The sequence below is a fragment of the Leisingera sp. M527 genome, from assembly GCF_025141525.1.
Lineage (GTDB): Bacteria > Pseudomonadota > Alphaproteobacteria > Rhodobacterales > Rhodobacteraceae > Leisingera.
Genome location: NZ_CP081037.1, coordinates 564,670 through 581,410, shown reverse-complemented (window position 1 = coordinate 581,410; position 16,741 = coordinate 564,670). Strand labels below are relative to the sequence as shown.

Here is a 16,741-nt window from a genome sequence, read left to right as displayed (position 1 = left end):
CTGCCTGGCTCCTTATTCAGCCGGGACCGGAACCGTCAGGCTGGCTTCTTTTGCCGGGGCCTTACGGACAGTCATCCACAGGTTGTAGCACATGATAAGCGCACCAGCGAGGAACATGACCCCGCCCAGACCGCGCACCACATACATCGGGAACTTCGCTGCCACGGTGTCGGCAAAGGAGTTCACCAGGAAGCCGTTGGCGTCCACTTCGCGCCACATCAGGCCTTCCATGATCCCGGTCACCCACATCGACGCGGCGTAGAGCACGATACCGATGGTGGCGAGCCAGAAATGCCAGCTGACGAGGCTGAGCGAGTACAGACGCTCCCGCTTCCACAGCACCGGCACCAGATAGTACAGCGCACCAAAGGTGATCATGCCGTTCCAGCCCAAAGCACCGGAATGCACGTGACCGATGGTCCAGTCAGTGTAATGCGACAGCGAGTTCACGGCGCGGATCGACATCATTGGACCTTCAAAGGTGGACATGCCGTAAAAGCCGACCGAGATCACCATCATCCGGATCACCGGGTCGGTGCGCAGCTTGTCCCAGGCGCCCGACAAGGTCATCAGACCGTTGATCATGCCGCCCCACGAGGGCATCCACAGGATGATCGACATCACCATGCCCAGGGTCGAGGCCCAGTCCGGCAGCGCGGTGTAATGCAGGTGGTGCGGACCGGCCCAGATATAAAGGAAGATCAGCGCCCAGAAGTGGATGATCGACAGTTTATAGCTGAACACCGGACGCTCGGCCTGTTTCGGGATGAAGTAATACATCATCCCCAGGAAGCCCGCAGTCAGGAAGAAGCCCACAGCGTTGTGGCCATACCACCACTGGATCATCGCATCCTGCACGCCCGGCCAGACGATGACCGATTTGGAACCCCAGATCGAAACCGGAAGGGTCATGTTGTTGACCAGATGCAGCATCGCGACGGTGACGATGAAGGCCAGGTAGAACCAGTTGGCCACATAGATATGCGGCTCCTTGCGTTTGATCACGGTGCCCAGGAACACCGCCAGATAGGCCACCCAGACCACGGTCAGCCACAGGTCGACGTGCCATTCGGGTTCTGCATATTCCTTGGACTGGGTTGAGCCGAACAAATAGCCGGTCGCCGCCAGCACGATGAACAGCTGGTAGCCCCAGAACACGAACCACGCCAGGTTGCCGCCCCACAGCCGCGCCGCAGAGGTCCGCTGCACCACATAAAACGAGGTGGCGATCAGCGCGTTGCCGCCAAAGGCGAAAATCACTGCCGAAGTATGCAGCGGACGCAGGCGGCCAAAATTGGCCAGGCCTTGCGCCCACTCGAAATTCAACGCCGGAAAGGCCAGCTGGAACGCAATGAAAGTCCCGGCCAGAAATCCGACCACGCCCCAAAAGGCGGTTGCGATTGTGCCAGCGCGCACGACGCTGTCGAAATACTCATTCTCCAGACCAACAACTGCCGGTTTCGGCTCGTTGGTGTGGCGCAAAGTATAAAGGAACAGGCCGCCAGCCACGATCATCACGATGATCGCATGCACCTGGTAAGCCAGATCCCGCGCGTAATTGGAACCGATCATCGCAAACAGCGTGACCAGACCAAGCGCTATCAGCTTGATATAGTTAGACATCTTGCGTCCCTTTGCCATGCCCCCGCGAATCCTGCGGATACGGGAACGTTATTAGACCGCGCCCTTCATGCAAAAGGCGCATCTTTGATGCCTTGATCTGCATCAAGACAAATCCGTGCAACATGTGACACATCTGCCCGTGTAACGAAATTCTCCGCACCGCGGCCATCCGGGCTGCGCCGCTTCATCCGCCGAGAGGTGCCAATGTCCTACAAGTCCTTGCTAACCATTCTCACAGCTGCGGAAACAGCAGCAGCGCCTTTGGCGCAGATTACGGCCCTGGCCGAAGACTTTGGTGCACATGCCAATGCGCTCTGCCTTGGGGTCGACCGTACCCAGACCGGCTATTATTACGCAGGCGCCAATGCGATGGTGCTGCAGGAAACCCTGTCCCGTGCCCAGGAAGAGGCCGAGCAGGTCGAAGCCCAGGCCGAAACCGCGCTGCAGCAGGCCGGCGTGCCGTTTGCAACCGACAGCGGTGTCGCCCAAATCGCGGACCTTGGCCGCCATGTGGCGCGTCAGGCGCGTTTTTCCGACCTGGTTGTGCTAAGCAAACCCTATGGCCCGGGCAAGCGTGCCGAAGCCGAACCGATCGTCGAAGCCGCCCTGTTCGAAGGCCGCGCCCCGGTGCTGGTGGTGCCCGACGATGCCGCACCGATGCGCCAGCCCAAAACCGTTCTGGTGGCCTGGAACGAAAGCATCGAGGCGATGACCGCGATCCGCCGGGCAATGCCATTCCTGATTGGCGCCGATCTGGTGCGTATCGCAGTGATCGACCCGCCGCAGCACGGGCCGGAACGCTCCGACCCCGGCGGATTGCTGGCGCAGATGCTGTCGCGGCACGGGGTCGCCTGCGAGATCGATGTGCTCAGCAAGACCCTGACCCGGGTATCCGATGTGCTGAACCGCCATGCGGCGGACACTGCCGCTGATCTGATTGTGATGGGCGCCTACGGCCATTCGCGCTTCCGCGAAGCGATCCTTGGCGGTGCCACCCGCAACATGCTGGAACAGGCCAAAGTACCGGTGCTGATGGCGCATTGACGGCCCTGTCAGTCAGCAATCTTGCCGTATAATAAAGGGCGCCCTGCGGGGGCGCCTTTTTCGTCAATTGTCGCCTGCGCCCTACCCGGCCTTGCGTATGAGGCCGATCAGGAACAGCAGGATCACCGCCCCGATGGTGGCATGGATCAGCGACCAGATGAAACCGCCGCCCGCGGCAAACCCCAGTGCCGGAAAGATCGTTCCGGCCAGAAAGGCGCCAACCACGCCGACGATGATATTGCCAAGGATGCCAAAGCCGCGCCCTTGCATGATCTTGCCTGACAGCCAGCCGGCCAGCGCCCCGATGATCAGCATCCCGATCAAGCTTCCAAACTGCATTTCCGCCTCCGTTTGTTGTGATTGCCCCAATAGACCACAGCCGCGGCACCGGGTCACCTGCAGGCAGCAAGGGACCTGACGGCAAGTGCTGCAAAGCGGCGCAGCTCCCGCCCGTCGTCCGCCCTTCTTGCTGAAGGGCCTCCTCCCGTTGGGCGTGGCACAGCCGGGCACGCGCAGGCGCGGGAGCCCCCCTGTTCTTCCGGTCTTAGCCCTGGCGGACGTAGTGCATCCCTTGAAAAGCCCCGCGGAACTCTGCAGTTTTCCCCGCCAGCGCCGCCGGGCCCTCTGCCCGCAAGCCACCGGCCATCAGCTCCGCTAAGCGCGGTCGTGCTTTGGCTCCACCCTGCGGCGCACCAATTCAAGGGTCCCAATGCCCGCCCGCGTTCATGCCGCATTGGCGGGCGGCATCGACAAACACCTTGGCACCGTGCACATCGCCGCCCTGCCCGCGATTGCGCAATTCCGGCAGTCCCCGCGCCTGCGCGCCGCGATGCCGGACACCGAGGTTTCGATCACCGCAACCAAAGAACCGCCGAACATTGAGCGCACGCCCAATGACCTGTGCCTGTTCCACGGCGGTGAACAGGGCGCTGTGGTCGAACAGGACGTGATCTTTCCGGTCTGCGATCCGCCTGCCCGGATCAGGTCCTGCACCTGCAAGGGTCGCAATATACGCTGTAGGCGCCAGCAGTTGAGGCGGCCATCAATGGCGCCGGGATATTCATCGGCCATCAGGCTTTGCTGGCACCGCTGCTGGCCAGCGGGCGCCCTTTGACATCCGGGTCAGCCTGCCACGGGACCTGCGGCCGTGGAGCCTGCGCGTCTCAGGTCCGCGCAGCACTGCGGCGCGGGTGGCGGGCTGGCTGGTTGAGAACATCCAGAGGATTGCAGGGAAATGCGGCCTTAGCCCAGGAAGCCGCCGTCGCTGTCGTCGCCGGCCTCTTCCATCAGGCGGCGCATGTCGGGCACTGTGACGTGACGCTTGCCTTCCAGCTCAATAACGCCGTCCCTCTTCAAAGCCGAAATCTGCCGGCTCACGGTTTCCAGTGTCAGGCCCAGGTAATCCGCCATTGCCTCGCGGGTCAGCGGCAGGTCGAACACCATGCGGCTGGTGGCGCCGCGCGGTGTCAGCGAGGCATCGCGGCGGGCAATGATCGACAAGAGGCTGGCGATCTTTTCGCGCGCGGTTTTGCGGCCCAGCACCAGCATCCATTCGCGGGCGGCGTCCAGCTCATCCAGTGTCATCTCCAGCAGCCGGTGGGCGATATGCGGGGTGCGCTCCATCAGCTCTTCAAACGGTTTCTTGCGGAAGCAGCACATCACGACGTCGGTGGTCGCCACCACATCATAGGCCGCCCCTTCACGTCCGGGCCGGCCGACAAAATCGCTGGGCAGCAGCAGCCCCACCATCTGGGTGCGCCCGTCCTCCATCGTCTGGGTCAGCGAGGCAATACCCGACACAACCGAGCCGACAAAGGTCATCACATCGCCGGACCAGATGATCGGCTGGCCGGCCTCATAGGTGCGGTAGTATTTGACCGCATCCAGCTCCTCCAGCTCATCCGCGTTGCAGCGCGCGCAGACGGCGCGGTGGCGGATCGGGCAGTCGCCGCATCTGGATTGTGACAATACTGGAGCGTGCATCAGGGGATCCCGGTTGATCTGGGTCAAGGTTTGCCTGTCGGGCGTGCCTAAAACTAAAGGAATGGATCAGAAACCTCAATTGGCCGAACTCGGATTATTCGACGCCAAAGTGCCGCGCTATACAAGTTACCCGACGGCGCCGCATTTCGGAAATGCAGTGGATCCCGCCCGGTTTTCCAATTGGGTTTCAAAGATTTCCCCCGGCAGCAGTATTTCCATGTACGTGCATGTGCCGTTCTGCCGCAGGCTGTGCTGGTTCTGTGCCTGCCGCACCCAGGGCACCCGATCGGACGCGCCGGTGGAGGCCTATGTTCAAGTATTAAAGGCCGAGATTGCACTGCTGCGGCAGCAGCTGCCGGAGGGCGTGACGCTGTCGCGCCTGCATTGGGGCGGCGGCACTCCGACGATCCTGAACGTTGAGCTGATCCGCGATCTGGCCAGCACCATCGCAGAGGCCATTCCCCTGGCGCCCCGGGCAGAGTTCTCGGTTGAAATCGACCCGAATGAGATCGGGGGCCGGCGGCTGGAGGCGCTGGCCGGGGCTGGCATGACCCATGCCACGGTCGGAGTTCAGGATTTCGACAGCACCATTCAGCAAGCGATTGGCCGCATCCAAAGCTTCGAGTCGACCCGGACGGCCATCGAACAGCTGCACAGCCATGGGATTGCCGGCCTGAACGCCGATATCCTGTACGGGCTGCCGCATCAGACACCGGCAGGAATGACCGAAAGCGTGCAAAAGCTCGTTTCGCTGACCCCCGGCCGGGTGGCGGTTTACGGCTATGCCCATGTGCCCTGGATGGCCGGACGGCAAAGCATGATCCGCTCGGATACTCTGCCAACGCCCGAAGCCCGGCTGCAGCTGTTTGAGACCGCCCGACGGCTGTTCCTGTGGGACGGCTACCGGGAGGTCGGTATCGATCACTTTGCACGGCCCGGTGACGGGCTGGCGGTGGCGCAGCGGACCGGGCGGCTGCGGCGTAGTTTCCAAGGCTATACAAATGACCCGGCGGAGGTGCTGATCGGGATCGGCGCCTCGGCGATCTCACGGTTTCCACAGGGCTATGCGCAGAATGCGCCGGGCACATCGGCCTATATCCGTGCCATCCGCGACGGGCAATTCGCCACTGCCCGCGGCCATGGGTTCAGCGGCGAGGACCTCTTGCGGGCGCGGCTGATCGAGGCGCTGATGTGCGACTTCAGGATCAGCCGGGAAGAGATCCTGTCGCGATTTGCCGTGCCTGCCGCAAGATTGGAAAAGATGTTCGCCGAGGCCGGCGCCGCCTTCCCCGGCATGCTGTCGGTGTCCGCCCAAGGCCTTGCCATCCGCGAGGAGGCCCGTCCGCTGACCCGGATGATCGCCCGCAGTTTTGACGCCTATGATCTCAGCACGGCTGCCCACAGTACAGCGGTTTGAAATCTCTCCCGGATTATCAGCCTCTCCCGCCCGTCGCCGCTGCGCCTATTGGCACAGCGCTTCCGTTGGGCCAGGCTCAGCGCCAGCGGCGCTGAGCCTGGCCCAAGGCCGCCAAGGCCTGCCCGGCATCAGCCGGGCGGGCCTGCGGGCGCGGGAGGTTTCCGCCTGTTCTGGGGGGGGGCGCGCGCAGGTAGGTCAGCACCGCTGCCACAATGTTTCGCGCGCGAAACATTTGGTCAAAAGGGCTGCCGCAACTTGTGGGCGTTGCGTCGGCAGCGCGCGCATAAATGCTGCAAAGCCTGCCACAATGTCAACCAGGGGCGGGTTAACCCGCCGCCGCCAGCAGCCTGCGGGTGTAGTCTGCCTGCGGGTTAGTGAACAGCTCCTCGGCCGCACCGGTCTCCACCACGTCGCCCTGGTTCATCACCACCACGTTATGGGACATCGCCCGCACCACGTTCAAATCATGGCTGATGAACAGATAGGCCAGCCCGTAGCGCGCCTGCAGGTCGCGCAGCAGTTCCACAATCTGCACCTGCACTGTCATATCCAAGGCCGAGGTCGGCTCATCCAGCACCACCAGTTTGGGGCGCAGCACCATGGCGCGGGCGATGGCAATCCGCTGGCGCTGGCCGCCGGAAAATTCATGCGGGTAGCGGTCCATCGCCGCCGGGTCCAGGCCGACCTCTTGCATCACTTCGGCCACCAGATCGCGGGGTTTGCGGTGCTGGTCGACCTTGTGGATCGCCAGCCCCTCGGAGATGATCTGAGCGCAGGTCATTCGCGGGCTGAGCGAGCCGAAGGGATCCTGGAACACGATCTGCATGTCTTTGCGCAAGCGCCGCAGATCCCGTGTGGACCATTTGCGCAGGTCCTGGCCCTGGAAGGTGACCGCGCCCTCAGACGCGATCAGCCGCATAATGGCAAGTGCCAGGGTGGTTTTGCCCGATCCGCTCTCGCCGACAATGCCCAGGGTTTCCCCGGCCCGGATGGAGACAGACATCGGGTTCACCGCCTTCACATGGCCGACAGTGCGTTTCAAGAGGCCGCGCTGAATCGGGAACCAAACCTTGAGGTCCTGTGCAGCCACCAGTTCTTGGGCGCCCTCCGGCACCGGCGGCGGGGTGCCGGAGGGTTCCGCCGCCAGCAGTTTCCGGGTGTAGGGGTGCTGCGGATTGGCAAAGATCTCTGTCGCCGGGCCTTCCTCGACTATTTCACCGTCCTTCATCACGCAGACCCGGTCGGCGATGCGGCGCACGATGCCCAGGTCATGGGTGATGAACAACAGCCCCATGCCTTCGCTTTTCTTCAGATCCGCCAGAAGGTCCAGGATCTGCGCCTGGATTGTCACGTCCAGCGCCGTTGTGGGTTCGTCTGCGATCAGAATGTCGGGCTTGTTGGCCAGCGCCATGGCAATCATTACCCGCTGCCGCTGGCCGCCGGACAGCTGATGCGGATAAGCGCTGAGTCGGTTTTCCGCGTCGCGGATGCCGACCTTGTTCATCAGCTCCAGAATGCGGTCCCGCGCCGCACGGCCCGTCAGCCCCTGGTGCAGGGCGATGGATTCCTCCAGCTGGCGTTCGATGGTGTGCAGCGGGTTGAGCGAGGTCATCGGCTCCTGAAAGATGAAGCTGATGTCATTGCCACGCACGTCCATCAGGTGTTTTTCGCTGGCGCCGACCATTTCAGCGCCGTTGTAGGTAACCGAACCGCTCACCATGGCGCTGTCGCCCAGCAGCGAGACCGTGGAGAGAGCCGAGACCGATTTACCGGAGCCGCTCTCGCCCACCAGCGCCACGGTCTCGCCGCGGCCCACCGAGAAAGAGACGCCGCGCACGGCTTCGGTCACCTTGCCGTCCTGTCGGAAGGAGACGCGGAGGTTCTGGACGTTCAGGAGGGGGGAAGAATCTGAATTGCCCATTTATTCTGCGTCTCCGTCAACACAATTCCCGCCCGGGTCGCTTGCGGCCCGGACCGCGCCTGCCTGCCCCCCGGCAGGCGCATTTGCGCCCGCCCAGGCAGCCACGCCCCTAATGTTCCGCACACTCATGAAAACGTCTTTCTGGGGTCGAAGGCATCGCGCACGCCTTCAAAGATGAAGACCAGGAGCGACAGCATGATCGCAAAGGTGAAAAAGGCGGTGAAGGCCAGCCAGGGGGCCTCCAGGTTTTGCTTGGCCTGCAAGGTCAGCTCCCCCAAGCTTGGTGCCGAAGACGGCAGGCCGAAGCCGAGGAAATCCAGCCCCGCCAGCGCCGAGATGGTGCCGGTCACGATAAAGGGCAGCATGGTCAGCGTTGCCACCATTGCATTGGGCAGCATGTGGCGGAACATGATGGTCATATTGCCAACCCCCAGCGCCTTGGCGGCACGGACGTACTCAAGATTGCGGGCGCGCAGGAATTCGGCCCGTACCACGCCAACCAGCGCAGTCCAGCCGAACAGGATCATCAGGAACACCAAGAGCCAGAAACCGCGCCCCAGGATCGCAAACATGATGATGATCACATAGAGCGTCGGGGTGGAGCTCCAAATTTCAATGATGCGCTGGAACACAAGGTCCAGCCAGCCGCCGAAAAAGCCCTGCACTGCACCGGCCAGGATGCCCAGCACGGTGGCAGCGCCGGTCACGATCAGGGTGAACAGGATCGACAAGCGGAAGCCGTGGATCACCCGTGCCAGCACGTCGCGTTTGGTGTCATCAGTGCCCAAAAGATTCTGCCCGTTGGGCGGCAGCGGCGCCGCGCCGGGACGGTCAACAGTGGTGTTGAAGCTGTAGGGGATCGGTGGCCAGAGGGTCCAGCCTTGGTGAAATCCTTCCGCTGCATAGGTGCCTGCGGCGATGTCTTCCAGGATCTGTTCGGGTTCGTCAAAGCAATCCTCAACCCCGCCGGAGCGGATCAGGCATTCCACCTCGGGGTCGCTATAGATCGCCTCGGTCTGGAAATCACCGCCGAATTTGGTCTCCGGATAGAACTTGAACACCGGCGTATAAAGCTCGCCCCGGTAGCTCGCCAGAATGGGTTTGTCGTTGGCGATGAACTCGGCAAAAAGCGAACATGTGAACAGCACGGTGAACAGGATCAGCGACCAGAAGGCGCGCTTGTTCTTGCGGAAATTGCTCCAGCGGCGCTGGTTCAGGGGGGAAAGCGCCATCGGTCAGCCCTCCCGCTTGTCAAAGTCGATGCGCGGGTCGACCAGCACATACATCAGGTCCGAAACGATGCCGACAACCAGGCTCATCAGGCCGAAGATGAACAGGGTGCCGAAGATCACCGGATAGTCGCGCGCCACCGCCGCCTCAAACCCCAGCCGGCCAAGGCCGTCGAGCGAGAAGATCGTCTCGATGATCAGCGAGCCGGAGAAGAACACCCCGATGAAAACCGACGGAAAGCCGGCAATCACGATCAGCATCGCGTTGCGGAACACATGGCCATAAAGCACCCGATTCTCGCTGAGGCCTTTGGCGCGGGCGGTCATCACGTATTGCTTCTTGATCTCGTCAAGGAAGGAATTCTTGGTCAGAAGCGTCAGCGTGGCAAAGGCGCCGATGGTTGAGGCCAGCACCGGCAGTGCGATGTGCCAGGCATAATCGCCGATCTTACCGATCAGGCTCAGCTGATCCCAGTTGTCCGAGGTGAGGCCCCGGAGCGGGAAGATCTGCCAGTAGGAGCCGCCGGCGAACAGTACCAGCAGCATGATGGCAAACAGGAACGAGGGGATCGCATAGGCCGCGATGATGAAACCGCTGGTCCAGGTGTCAAAGCGCGAGCCGTCGCGCAGCGCCTTGCGGATGCCCATCGGGATTGAGATCATATAGGCGATCAGCGTGGACCACAGACCAAGCGAGATCGAGACCGGCATTTTCTCCAGCACCAGGTCGGTCACGTCGATCTTGCGGAAGTAGCTTTCACCGAAATCGAACCGGGCGTAGTTGCCAAGCATCGTCAGGAAGCGCTCCAGCGGCGGCTTATCAAGGCCGAACTGCTGCTGCAGTTCCTCGATCAGCTCGGGCGGCAGGCCCTGGCGGCCGGCGTAGTTTTCATTGGCGCTGATCGCCTCGGTGCCGGTGTCGCCACCACCGCCGGCAAAGCCTTCGAACACGTCGCCGCCGCCTTCCAGCTGGGCAATGATCTGCTCGACCGGGCCGCCGGGTACAAACTGCACCAGGGCAAAGTTCACCAGCAGGATGCCGAACAGCGTCGGGATCACCAAAAGCAGGCGTCTGAAGATATAGGCTGCCATGTCTCTGTCTTACCGCAGCGCGCCGGCGGCTTTGAGTTCGGCCTCGCGGGACGCATCAATCCACCACAGGTCCAGCATGCCGGTGTCATAGGGCGGCAAGTTGTCCGGCTGGCGGTACATGTCCCAATAGGCGATCCAGCTGACATCCAAATACCAGGCCGGCACCATGAACCGCTTGGCCCGCAGCACCCGGTCCAGCGCGCGGGCATTGGCGCGCAGGTCATCTTGCGTCTTGGCGTTGACGATATTGCCGATCAGCGCATCCACCGCCGGGTCCGCCAGCCCTGCCGGGTTGAACACCGAATATTCATGCGCCTCGGATCCGAATTGCTGGTAAAGGCCGGTCGAAGGCTCCAGCGACATCCGGTAGGCTGAGGAGATCATGTCGAACTCCTTTTCCCGGCGGCGGCTGGTGTATTGCGCGTAATCGACCCGGTTCACCACCGCATCGACCCCCATGGTGCGCAGGTTGGTGGCATAGGGCTGCACGATGCGTTCAATGGTCGGGCTGTCGGCCAGAAACTCCAGCTTGAGCACGTCGCCGTCTGCATTGCGGCGCAACCCGTCATCGCCGACGGCCCAGCCGGCCTCATCCAGCAGCTTCATGGCGCGGCGCAGGTTCTTGCGGTCGCCGGGACGCGACGCCTTGGATGTGTGCGCCATCACCGGTTCCGACGTCAGCAGCGCAGGGTCGATCTGGTCGCCAAGCGCCTCCAGAACTTCTTTCTCACGGCCCTCAGGCAGACCTTCCGCCTGCAGCGGCGAATCCTGCCAGAAGGAAGAGCGGTGGCGGAACAGCCCGTATTGCAGGCTTTCATTGGTCCATTCAAAGTTGAACGCCAGTTGCAGCGCCTCGCGGACGCGTATGTCCTGGAACTTGGGCCGCAGCAGGTTCATCACAAAGCCATTGGCGGATGGCACGTTGCCGTCGGGGATTTCGCCCTTGATCACCTGGCCCTTGTCCACCGCGGCAAAGTCATAAGATGTTGCCCAGCTTTTCGAGTTGTTCTCGGGGCGCAGGGTATAGACGCCGGCCTTGAAGCCCTCCATCGCAGCGATCGCGTCGCCGAAATACTCGATCCGGATGCGGTCATAGTTGTCTCGGCCGACGTTCACGTTCAGACCTGCGCCCCAATAATCCGGGTTGCGGCGGTAGGTGATGCGCTGGTTCACCTCGGCGCTTTCCAGCACATACGGGCCGGAGCCGATACCCGGATCCAGCCGCGGCTCATCCAGGCGGCGGTTTTCAGGATCGGCCTCAAACCAGGCTTTGGAGAACACCGGCGTGCCGCCGACCTGGGTGATCATCGCCCGGCGGGGAAAATCCGGGGAGAAATGGAATTTAATCCGGTGCTGGTCCAGTGCTTCCGCCTTGGGGATGCGTTTGCGCACCGCCTCGGCATAAGATTTCAACCCTTGGTCCAGCAGGATATTGTGGGAAAACACCACGTCATCGGCAGTGACCGGGGAACCGTCGGAAAACTTCGCTTCGGGGCGCAGGTTGAAGATCACCCAGTCCTGGCTTTCAGGATATTCCAGGCTTTCGGCGATCAGCCCGTAGTAGGAACCCGGTTCATCATAGGATTCCACCAGCAGGCTTTCGAACTGGTTCGAGGACAATGCCCCGGCACGGCCATTGCGGGTATAGGGGTTCATGCTGTCAAAGGTGCCGACGGCAGAGATCGACAATTCACCGCCCTTGGGGGCCTCAGGGTTCACGTAGTCGAAACGGGCAAAGCCTTGCGGGTATTTCAACTCGCCGAATTCGGCAAAACCATGCGCCTTGATGACAGTCTCTTCCGCCCTGACCAGCGTCGCCGCAGCCAATGCCAGGAAAAGCCCCAGTATCAGTAGCGGAGCCAGTGCCGCCGCAGCCTGCAGCGGAGTCGCCCTTTCTTTTGCGCGCACGCGCGCCGCGGCTCGAGCGGTGTTCATCTGCCATGACCTCCTTTGCCCGGAACTTCGGCCCGGATTTCTGCTGCCAAGCTAATGGCCGGGGGCGGTAACATTCAAGTTGAGATTAAGTGATATCCCCGGCTCTCTTGGCACAAAGCAGCCGAAAGGCACGCTTTTTCCAGGCGGCGCTTGCACGCAATAAAATTGCCTGCCAGCCTCGCATCACGATTGCGTTATATAACGAGGGAGTTTGCCGATGCCGAAGTCAATGAAACTTGCCGCCCTTGCGGTTGCCGGGGCTGCCGCGCTCAGCGCCTGTGCCCAGCAGGAAGAGGAAGTGGTCTACAGCAGCCCGGAAGAGGCGTATTGCGTGCAGACCGGCGGCAGTTATGTGCTGCGCAGCGGCAAAGCGGGCACTATCGGCGTCTGCATCCTGCCAGACGGCCAGGAGCGCGATGCGCTGGCCTATTACCGGGAAAACAACCCGGCCTAAGGCGGTCCGGTTCATACCCGCATCAAAAAAGCCGCTGCAAATCTGCAGCGGCTTTTTCAATTGGATAGCTTGGACAGAAGTCCGGATCAGCCGTCGAGGCTGTCCAGATAAGCGATGAGGTTCACCCGGTCATTTTGCTTTTTCAGGCCGGAGAACGACATGGTGGTGCCCGCGGCATAGGCCGACGGCTTGGTCAGGAAGGCGTCCAGCGCCTCGGCGGTCCAGTCGCCGTCCAGGCCGGTCAGGGCGCCCGAGTAGCCAAAGCCCGGGGCCGCTGCGATGTCGCGGCCGACAACGCCGTACAGATACGGGCCGGTCGAGTTGGCGCCATCTTCCAGCTTGTGGCAGGCAGAGCATTTCTTGAAAACTTTGGCGCCTTTGGCAACGTCGGCAGAGGCCATCAGCTCTTCAAAGCTGACTTCCGGCTCATCGCTGGCTGCGGCATCGGCCGAGGCGACTTCGATCACATAGGCGGCCTCACCATGGCTGTCCATGTGATACAGGCCGCTGGCGGCCCATTTGCCCAGCAGGAGAACCAGGAACGCGCCGCAGACGCCTGCGGTCGCTTTGGTAAGGGTCATTGTGTCAAACATGAATCGCGGGTCCATTTAGCTGTCTGCGTGGCTGTCTAAGGCTTCCCCTTCAAAGTGGCAAGGTATAGACAGCGCGACGAAACGCCCAATTCTTGAAGTTTTGCACGGGGAACACACCCATGAGCCGCAAAATCGCCATTCAGGGGGAGCTCGGCTCCTACAGCCACGAGGCCTGCCGCAATGCCCGGCGTGATCTGGAGGTGCTGCCTTGCCGCACCTTTGAAGACGTGATTGCAGCGGTCAAAAGCGGCGAAGCCGAACAGGCAATGCTGCCGGTGGAGAACTCCACCTATGGCCGGGTGGCCGATATTCACCGGCTGCTGCCGCACAGCGGGCTGCACATTATCGACGAGGCCTTTGTGCGGGTGCATATCAATGTGCTGGGGGTGCCGGGCGCCCGGCTGGAAGACATCCGCGAGGCGAAATCGCATCTGGTGCTGCTGCCGCAATGCGGGACATTTCTGCGCGAGCACGGCATCACCGGCCGGATCAGCCCTGACAACGCCCGTGCCGCCCGCGATGTGGCGGAAGCCGGAGACAAGCATGTGGCGGCGCTGGCCAGCGAATTGGCGGGCGAGATCTACGGGCTGGAGGTGCTGGCCCGCCATATCGAGGACAACGGCGACAACACCACCCGTTTCCTGATCATGTCGCCGGAGCCGGATTTCCGCCGCCGCGGCGCCCACAGCATGATCACCAGCTTTGTGTTCCAGGTCCGCAACATTCCGGCGGCGCTTTATAAGGCGATGGGCGGATTTGCCACCAACGGCATCAACATGACCAAGCTGGAAAGCTATATGGTCGATGGATCCTTCACCGCGACGCAGTTTTATGCGGACATCGAAGGCCACCCGGAAGATCCCAATGTGCAGCTGGCAATGGATGAGCTGAGCTATTTCACCACCAATGTGGAAATCCTCGGCGTCTATCCCGCGAACAACGGCAGATTCTGAGGCACGAAACGGGACGGGGCGGGGCGCTGCCCCTCTTGGCCTTACGGCCAATTCACCCCGGGGTATTTCAAACCAGAAAGAAGCGGCACCCCGCCGCGCGTCAGCGCGGCGCCCGGCCCAACGGCTGCGGGGCAATCTTTGATTGCGCCGGGGCGGGCGGGAGAACCACCTTGCAATTCTTCTGTGCGGGATAAAGTGAGAGGCTGGACATCGACCCAAGCGGGGCTCGTTGTGGCTGCTTCCTTCCGGATCTGACCAGGTTGGCGAGGCGCCTGCCCGCGCCAACCTCTCGAATCCCGATATAAGCGCCGCCGCCGGGAATGGCAAGTGCCCCGCCCGCCCTGCCTTCTGCGTTTTAAAGCTGCAGCTGCAATTCCAGAAAGCCGCCGCTGCTGTGCCCTCGCGGTTCAGCCAGCCCGGCAGGCAGTTCCTCCAGATACCCGATGGCGCCCGGCCCGGTAACGGCAACCGCGCGGGTGCCGGGCACCGGCGCCAGTTGCCAGGGATAAGGTGCCTCTGCCAGCGGATCGGCGGGCAGCCGCCCGGCGATGTAGTCGCGGATTGCCTGGCGGATCCGCATCGGCGGCAATGGCAGTTCTTTGGCCTCGCGCAGCATGCTGAAGCTGCCGCCGCCGCTGACCCGGTAGCTGTTGGCCGCAACCGCAAAATGCTGGGCAGGCTCCACCGGCCGACCGTTCCAGCACAGGTTCCGGATCCGCCGGGCGCTGGGATTGATCCGCACGCCCGCTGCCGAGAACCGTGGCGGCTGGACTGGGTCTATCTGATAACTCAGCCCGAAAATCACATCGAAGTTATGCCCTGCCCGCTGCGGGTCGGCCAGCAGCTGCCCTGAGCTGCCCGGCGTGATCCGGCTGAACAGCCCTGCCGACATTTCCAGCCAGTCCAGCAGCTGAGCACCGGTGACCTCGACCACCCGCAACTCATTGGGGAAGACCTGCAGATCAGCGATGTTGCGGGCACAGAGATCCCCGGCCGCAATGTCGGTATAAAAATGCGGCCCGGAGCGGCCGCCGAATTTGCACGGTGCAACAGCCGACAGCAGCGGCAGGCTTCTTCCGCCGGCACTCTCAAGCAACGGCCGCACCGCAGCAGCCTGGGCGCTGCCCACCAGTGCCAGGCCGCGATCCGGCGCGAAGAAAGTAAAATAGGAATGCATCGCAACCGAGCTGTAGCCCGCGGGCTGGCGCATACGTTGCAAAGTGCGCGCGTGGTCTTCTGCCAGCGCCTCCGTAAAACCAGGGTCCTCCGGCACTAGCGGCTGGGCTGCCCCGGCATCCCGGTGGCGGCCCGCCGGCTGCAGGCTGGCCGAGCCGCCGGCAGGCCGCCAGGCCCCGCTGTGATGCTCCAGTTTCAGCTTCAGAATACCCAGATGCGAGCCATGCGCTCCGGGCATCACGACCGGTTTGGCAAAGGGATACGCGGCATCCGGCAGCGTCAGATGCGTGTGGCCGCCCACAACGGCATCAATTTCCGTCAGTGCGGCAAGCTGCTCCAGTTCATTTTCGCCGCGGCCCGCCCCGGCGTTACTGTCAATTCCCGTATGCGCCAGCGCCAGCACCAGATCGCAGCCCTGGGCCTTTAGCTGCCGGGCCTGGGCCGCGGCGGTTTCAACGATGCCGCCCGCGGCGAGTTGCTGCTGCAACGCCTTGCCGCACCAGATCAGGGTCTGCGGCGGCAGCACTGAAAACAGCCCGATCCGGACCGGTGGCAAACCGGGGCAGCCAGGCACCGCCCGCTCCAGCACCGCCCAGGGTACAAACGGCAGCCGAAGATCAGGCTGCCGCGCCGTCAGGCTTGAGCACAGCACCGGACATGGCACGTCTTTCAGGACGCCTGCCAGCGCCTCCAGGCCGAAATCAAAGTCATGATTGCCAAGACCAACGGCATCATATTTCAAAAACCGGAATGCGCGTGCCAAAGGATGGGGGCCTTTGGCGCCCGGCACGATGTCCCCCAGCGGCGACCCCTGGAAGCCGTCGCCGTTATCGACCAGAAGGCAGGCCGCGCCCAGGCGGTCAGCCTCAGCCCGCGCGCGGTTGATCAAGGTGGCAGCGCGGGACAGGCCGATAGCCCCGTCCGGGCGGTCGGCATAATAATCATGGCTCAGCAGATTGCAGTGCAGGTCCGTAGTGGCCAGCACGTGCAGCAGCCCGGTGGTGGTCCGGGATTGCGAGGCGCGCGCCCCGCTTGTCATGTCCGATATTCCGCTGACACTGCCTGCTGCTGCTCCTTCCCGCACCATTTGGTGCCGTTCTTGTTTTGCGGCTATTTGAATCAGCGTTTTAACGATTTGCAAAGAACCCTTTTTGCTGCATTTGATTTTTTCCTGCTGCCGAGGCTTCAAAGGGGCCGGCGCGCCCTGCCCAGCAGTGAAAAGCCGCAATTCCCGCCCGCCAGGTGTGGCGGTGCAGTGACAGGCAAGCGCAGATCGCTGCCGATTGCTGGCAACGCCTGCGGCACACTGCCATGGATGGCG

Annotated in this window: 14 protein-coding genes and 1 other RNA gene; 5 read left to right on the top strand and 10 right to left on the bottom strand. The window is 62.6% G+C overall.

The genetic code is table 11. The features are described 5' to 3' along the window. Positions 1 to 12: 12 nt before the first annotated feature. Positions 13 to 1,623, bottom strand: a complete 1,611-nt coding sequence (gene ccoN, locus K3555_RS02965; protein ID WP_259989937.1) for a cytochrome-c oxidase, cbb3-type subunit I — start codon at positions 1,621 to 1,623, stop codon at positions 13 to 15. A 204-nt stretch (positions 1,624 to 1,827) separates the two neighbouring features. Here ccoN and K3555_RS02960 point away from each other — a divergent pair, with 204 nt between their 5' ends. Then, complete coding sequence (locus K3555_RS02960) at positions 1,828 to 2,667, top strand: universal stress protein (protein ID WP_260007333.1); 840 nt, start codon at positions 1,828 to 1,830, stop codon at positions 2,665 to 2,667. 81 nt (positions 2,668 to 2,748) lie between these two features. On the opposite strand, the gene K3555_RS02955 is transcribed toward K3555_RS02960, so the two are convergent. Continuing rightward, the gene (locus K3555_RS02955) at positions 2,749 to 3,006 is read right to left on the bottom strand and encodes a GlsB/YeaQ/YmgE family stress response membrane protein (RefSeq protein ID WP_259989933.1); all 258 of its coding nucleotides are present in this window, start codon (positions 3,004 to 3,006) and stop codon (positions 2,749 to 2,751) included. Positions 3,007 to 3,376: 370 nt separating this feature from the next. Between K3555_RS02955 and K3555_RS02950 the strand changes: the two genes are divergently transcribed. After that, on the top strand, positions 3,377 to 3,781 hold the full coding sequence (locus tag K3555_RS02950) for a hypothetical protein (RefSeq protein ID WP_260007331.1): 405 nt from the start codon (positions 3,377 to 3,379) through the stop codon (positions 3,779 to 3,781). Positions 3,782 to 3,909: 128 nt separating this feature from the next. Here the strand turns inward: K3555_RS02950 and fnrL are convergent, their stop codons facing one another. After that, positions 3,910 to 4,650 carry a transcriptional regulator FnrL gene (gene fnrL / locus K3555_RS02945; protein ID WP_259989929.1) on the bottom strand — a complete coding sequence of 247 codons (741 nt, stop codon included), beginning with the start codon at positions 4,648 to 4,650 and terminating at the stop codon, positions 3,910 to 3,912. Between the two features lie 61 nt (positions 4,651 to 4,711). On the opposite strand from fnrL, the gene hemN reads away from it, so the two are divergent. Beyond that, entirely contained in the window at positions 4,712 to 6,067 is a 1,356-nt protein-coding gene (gene hemN, locus K3555_RS02940; RefSeq protein WP_260007330.1) for an oxygen-independent coproporphyrinogen III oxidase, read from the top strand. Between the two features lie 325 nt (positions 6,068 to 6,392). Here hemN and K3555_RS02935 read toward each other — a convergent pair whose 3' ends face one another. The 4 genes from K3555_RS02935 to K3555_RS02920 all read right to left on the bottom strand — a co-directional run bounded on the left by K3555_RS02935 (position 6,393) and on the right by K3555_RS02920 (position 12,244). Next, positions 6,393 to 7,988, bottom strand: a complete 1,596-nt coding sequence (locus tag K3555_RS02935; protein WP_260007329.1) for an ABC transporter ATP-binding protein — start codon at positions 7,986 to 7,988, stop codon at positions 6,393 to 6,395. Positions 7,989 to 8,113: 125 nt separating this feature from the next. Continuing rightward, positions 8,114 to 9,220 (bottom strand): ABC transporter permease, encoded by a 1,107-nt coding sequence (locus K3555_RS02930; protein WP_260007328.1) that lies wholly within the window; start codon positions 9,218 to 9,220, stop codon positions 8,114 to 8,116. 3 nt (positions 9,221 to 9,223) lie between these two features. Beyond that, positions 9,224 to 10,309, bottom strand: coding sequence for a microcin C ABC transporter permease YejB (locus K3555_RS02925; RefSeq protein ID WP_129369751.1), 1,086 nt, complete (start codon positions 10,307 to 10,309; stop codon positions 9,224 to 9,226). 9 nt (positions 10,310 to 10,318) lie between these two features. Beyond that, positions 10,319 to 12,244, bottom strand: a complete 1,926-nt coding sequence (locus K3555_RS02920) for an extracellular solute-binding protein (RefSeq protein WP_260007327.1) — start codon at positions 12,242 to 12,244, stop codon at positions 10,319 to 10,321. 217 nt (positions 12,245 to 12,461) lie between these two features. Here K3555_RS02920 and K3555_RS02915 point away from each other — a divergent pair, with 217 nt between their 5' ends. Continuing rightward, positions 12,462 to 12,698: a DUF333 domain-containing protein gene (locus K3555_RS02915; RefSeq protein WP_260007326.1), complete on the top strand. Its 237-nt coding sequence runs from the start codon at positions 12,462 to 12,464 to the stop codon at positions 12,696 to 12,698. A gap of 86 nt (positions 12,699 to 12,784) precedes the next feature. Here the strand turns inward: K3555_RS02915 and K3555_RS02910 are convergent, their stop codons facing one another. Then, the gene (locus tag K3555_RS02910; RefSeq protein WP_259994783.1) at positions 12,785 to 13,291 is read right to left on the bottom strand and encodes a cytochrome c family protein; all 507 of its coding nucleotides are present in this window, start codon (positions 13,289 to 13,291) and stop codon (positions 12,785 to 12,787) included. 119 nt (positions 13,292 to 13,410) lie between these two features. On the opposite strand from K3555_RS02910, the gene K3555_RS02905 reads away from it, so the two are divergent. Beyond that, positions 13,411 to 14,244: a prephenate dehydratase gene (locus K3555_RS02905; RefSeq protein ID WP_129369747.1), complete on the top strand. Its 834-nt coding sequence runs from the start codon at positions 13,411 to 13,413 to the stop codon at positions 14,242 to 14,244. Positions 14,245 to 14,437: 193 nt separating this feature from the next. Here the strand turns inward: K3555_RS02905 and ffs are convergent. Together ffs and K3555_RS02895 are read right to left on the bottom strand one after the other, a co-directional pair. Further along, an RNA gene (ffs, locus tag K3555_RS02900) (signal recognition particle sRNA small type) lies at positions 14,438 to 14,536 on the bottom strand. Between the two features lie 63 nt (positions 14,537 to 14,599). Further along, positions 14,600 to 16,459, bottom strand: a complete 1,860-nt coding sequence (locus K3555_RS02895) for a 5'-nucleotidase C-terminal domain-containing protein (RefSeq protein ID WP_260007325.1) — start codon at positions 16,457 to 16,459, stop codon at positions 14,600 to 14,602. Positions 16,460 to 16,741: the final 282 nt, after the last annotated feature.

What these genes read in the sequence shown, in the direction of transcription:
- ccoN (WP_259989937.1), bottom strand. Translation starts at nt 1,623, where the DNA reads ATGTCTAACTATATCAAGCTGATAGCGCTTGGTCTGGTCACGCTGTTT.
- K3555_RS02960 (WP_260007333.1), top strand. Translation starts at nt 1,828, where the DNA reads ATGTCCTACAAGTCCTTGCTAACCATTCTCACAGCTGCGGAAACAGCA.
- K3555_RS02955 (WP_259989933.1), bottom strand. Translation starts at nt 3,006, where the DNA reads ATGCAGTTTGGAAGCTTGATCGGGATGCTGATCATCGGGGCGCTGGCC.
- K3555_RS02950 (WP_260007331.1), top strand. Translation starts at nt 3,377, where the DNA reads ATGCCCGCCCGCGTTCATGCCGCATTGGCGGGCGGCATCGACAAACAC.
- fnrL (WP_259989929.1), bottom strand. Translation starts at nt 4,650, where the DNA reads ATGCACGCTCCAGTATTGTCACAATCCAGATGCGGCGACTGCCCGATC.
- hemN (WP_260007330.1), top strand. Translation starts at nt 4,712, where the DNA reads ATGGATCAGAAACCTCAATTGGCCGAACTCGGATTATTCGACGCCAAA.
- K3555_RS02935 (WP_260007329.1), bottom strand. Translation starts at nt 7,988, where the DNA reads ATGGGCAATTCAGATTCTTCCCCCCTCCTGAACGTCCAGAACCTCCGC.
- K3555_RS02930 (WP_260007328.1), bottom strand. Translation starts at nt 9,220, where the DNA reads ATGGCGCTTTCCCCCCTGAACCAGCGCCGCTGGAGCAATTTCCGCAAG.
- K3555_RS02925 (WP_129369751.1), bottom strand. Translation starts at nt 10,309, where the DNA reads ATGGCAGCCTATATCTTCAGACGCCTGCTTTTGGTGATCCCGACGCTG.
- K3555_RS02920 (WP_260007327.1), bottom strand. Translation starts at nt 12,244, where the DNA reads ATGAACACCGCTCGAGCCGCGGCGCGCGTGCGCGCAAAAGAAAGGGCG.
- K3555_RS02915 (WP_260007326.1), top strand. Translation starts at nt 12,462, where the DNA reads ATGCCGAAGTCAATGAAACTTGCCGCCCTTGCGGTTGCCGGGGCTGCC.
- K3555_RS02910 (WP_259994783.1), bottom strand. Translation starts at nt 13,291, where the DNA reads ATGTTTGACACAATGACCCTTACCAAAGCGACCGCAGGCGTCTGCGGC.
- K3555_RS02905 (WP_129369747.1), top strand. Translation starts at nt 13,411, where the DNA reads ATGAGCCGCAAAATCGCCATTCAGGGGGAGCTCGGCTCCTACAGCCAC.
- K3555_RS02895 (WP_260007325.1), bottom strand. Translation starts at nt 16,459, where the DNA reads ATGACAAGCGGGGCGCGCGCCTCGCAATCCCGGACCACCACCGGGCTG.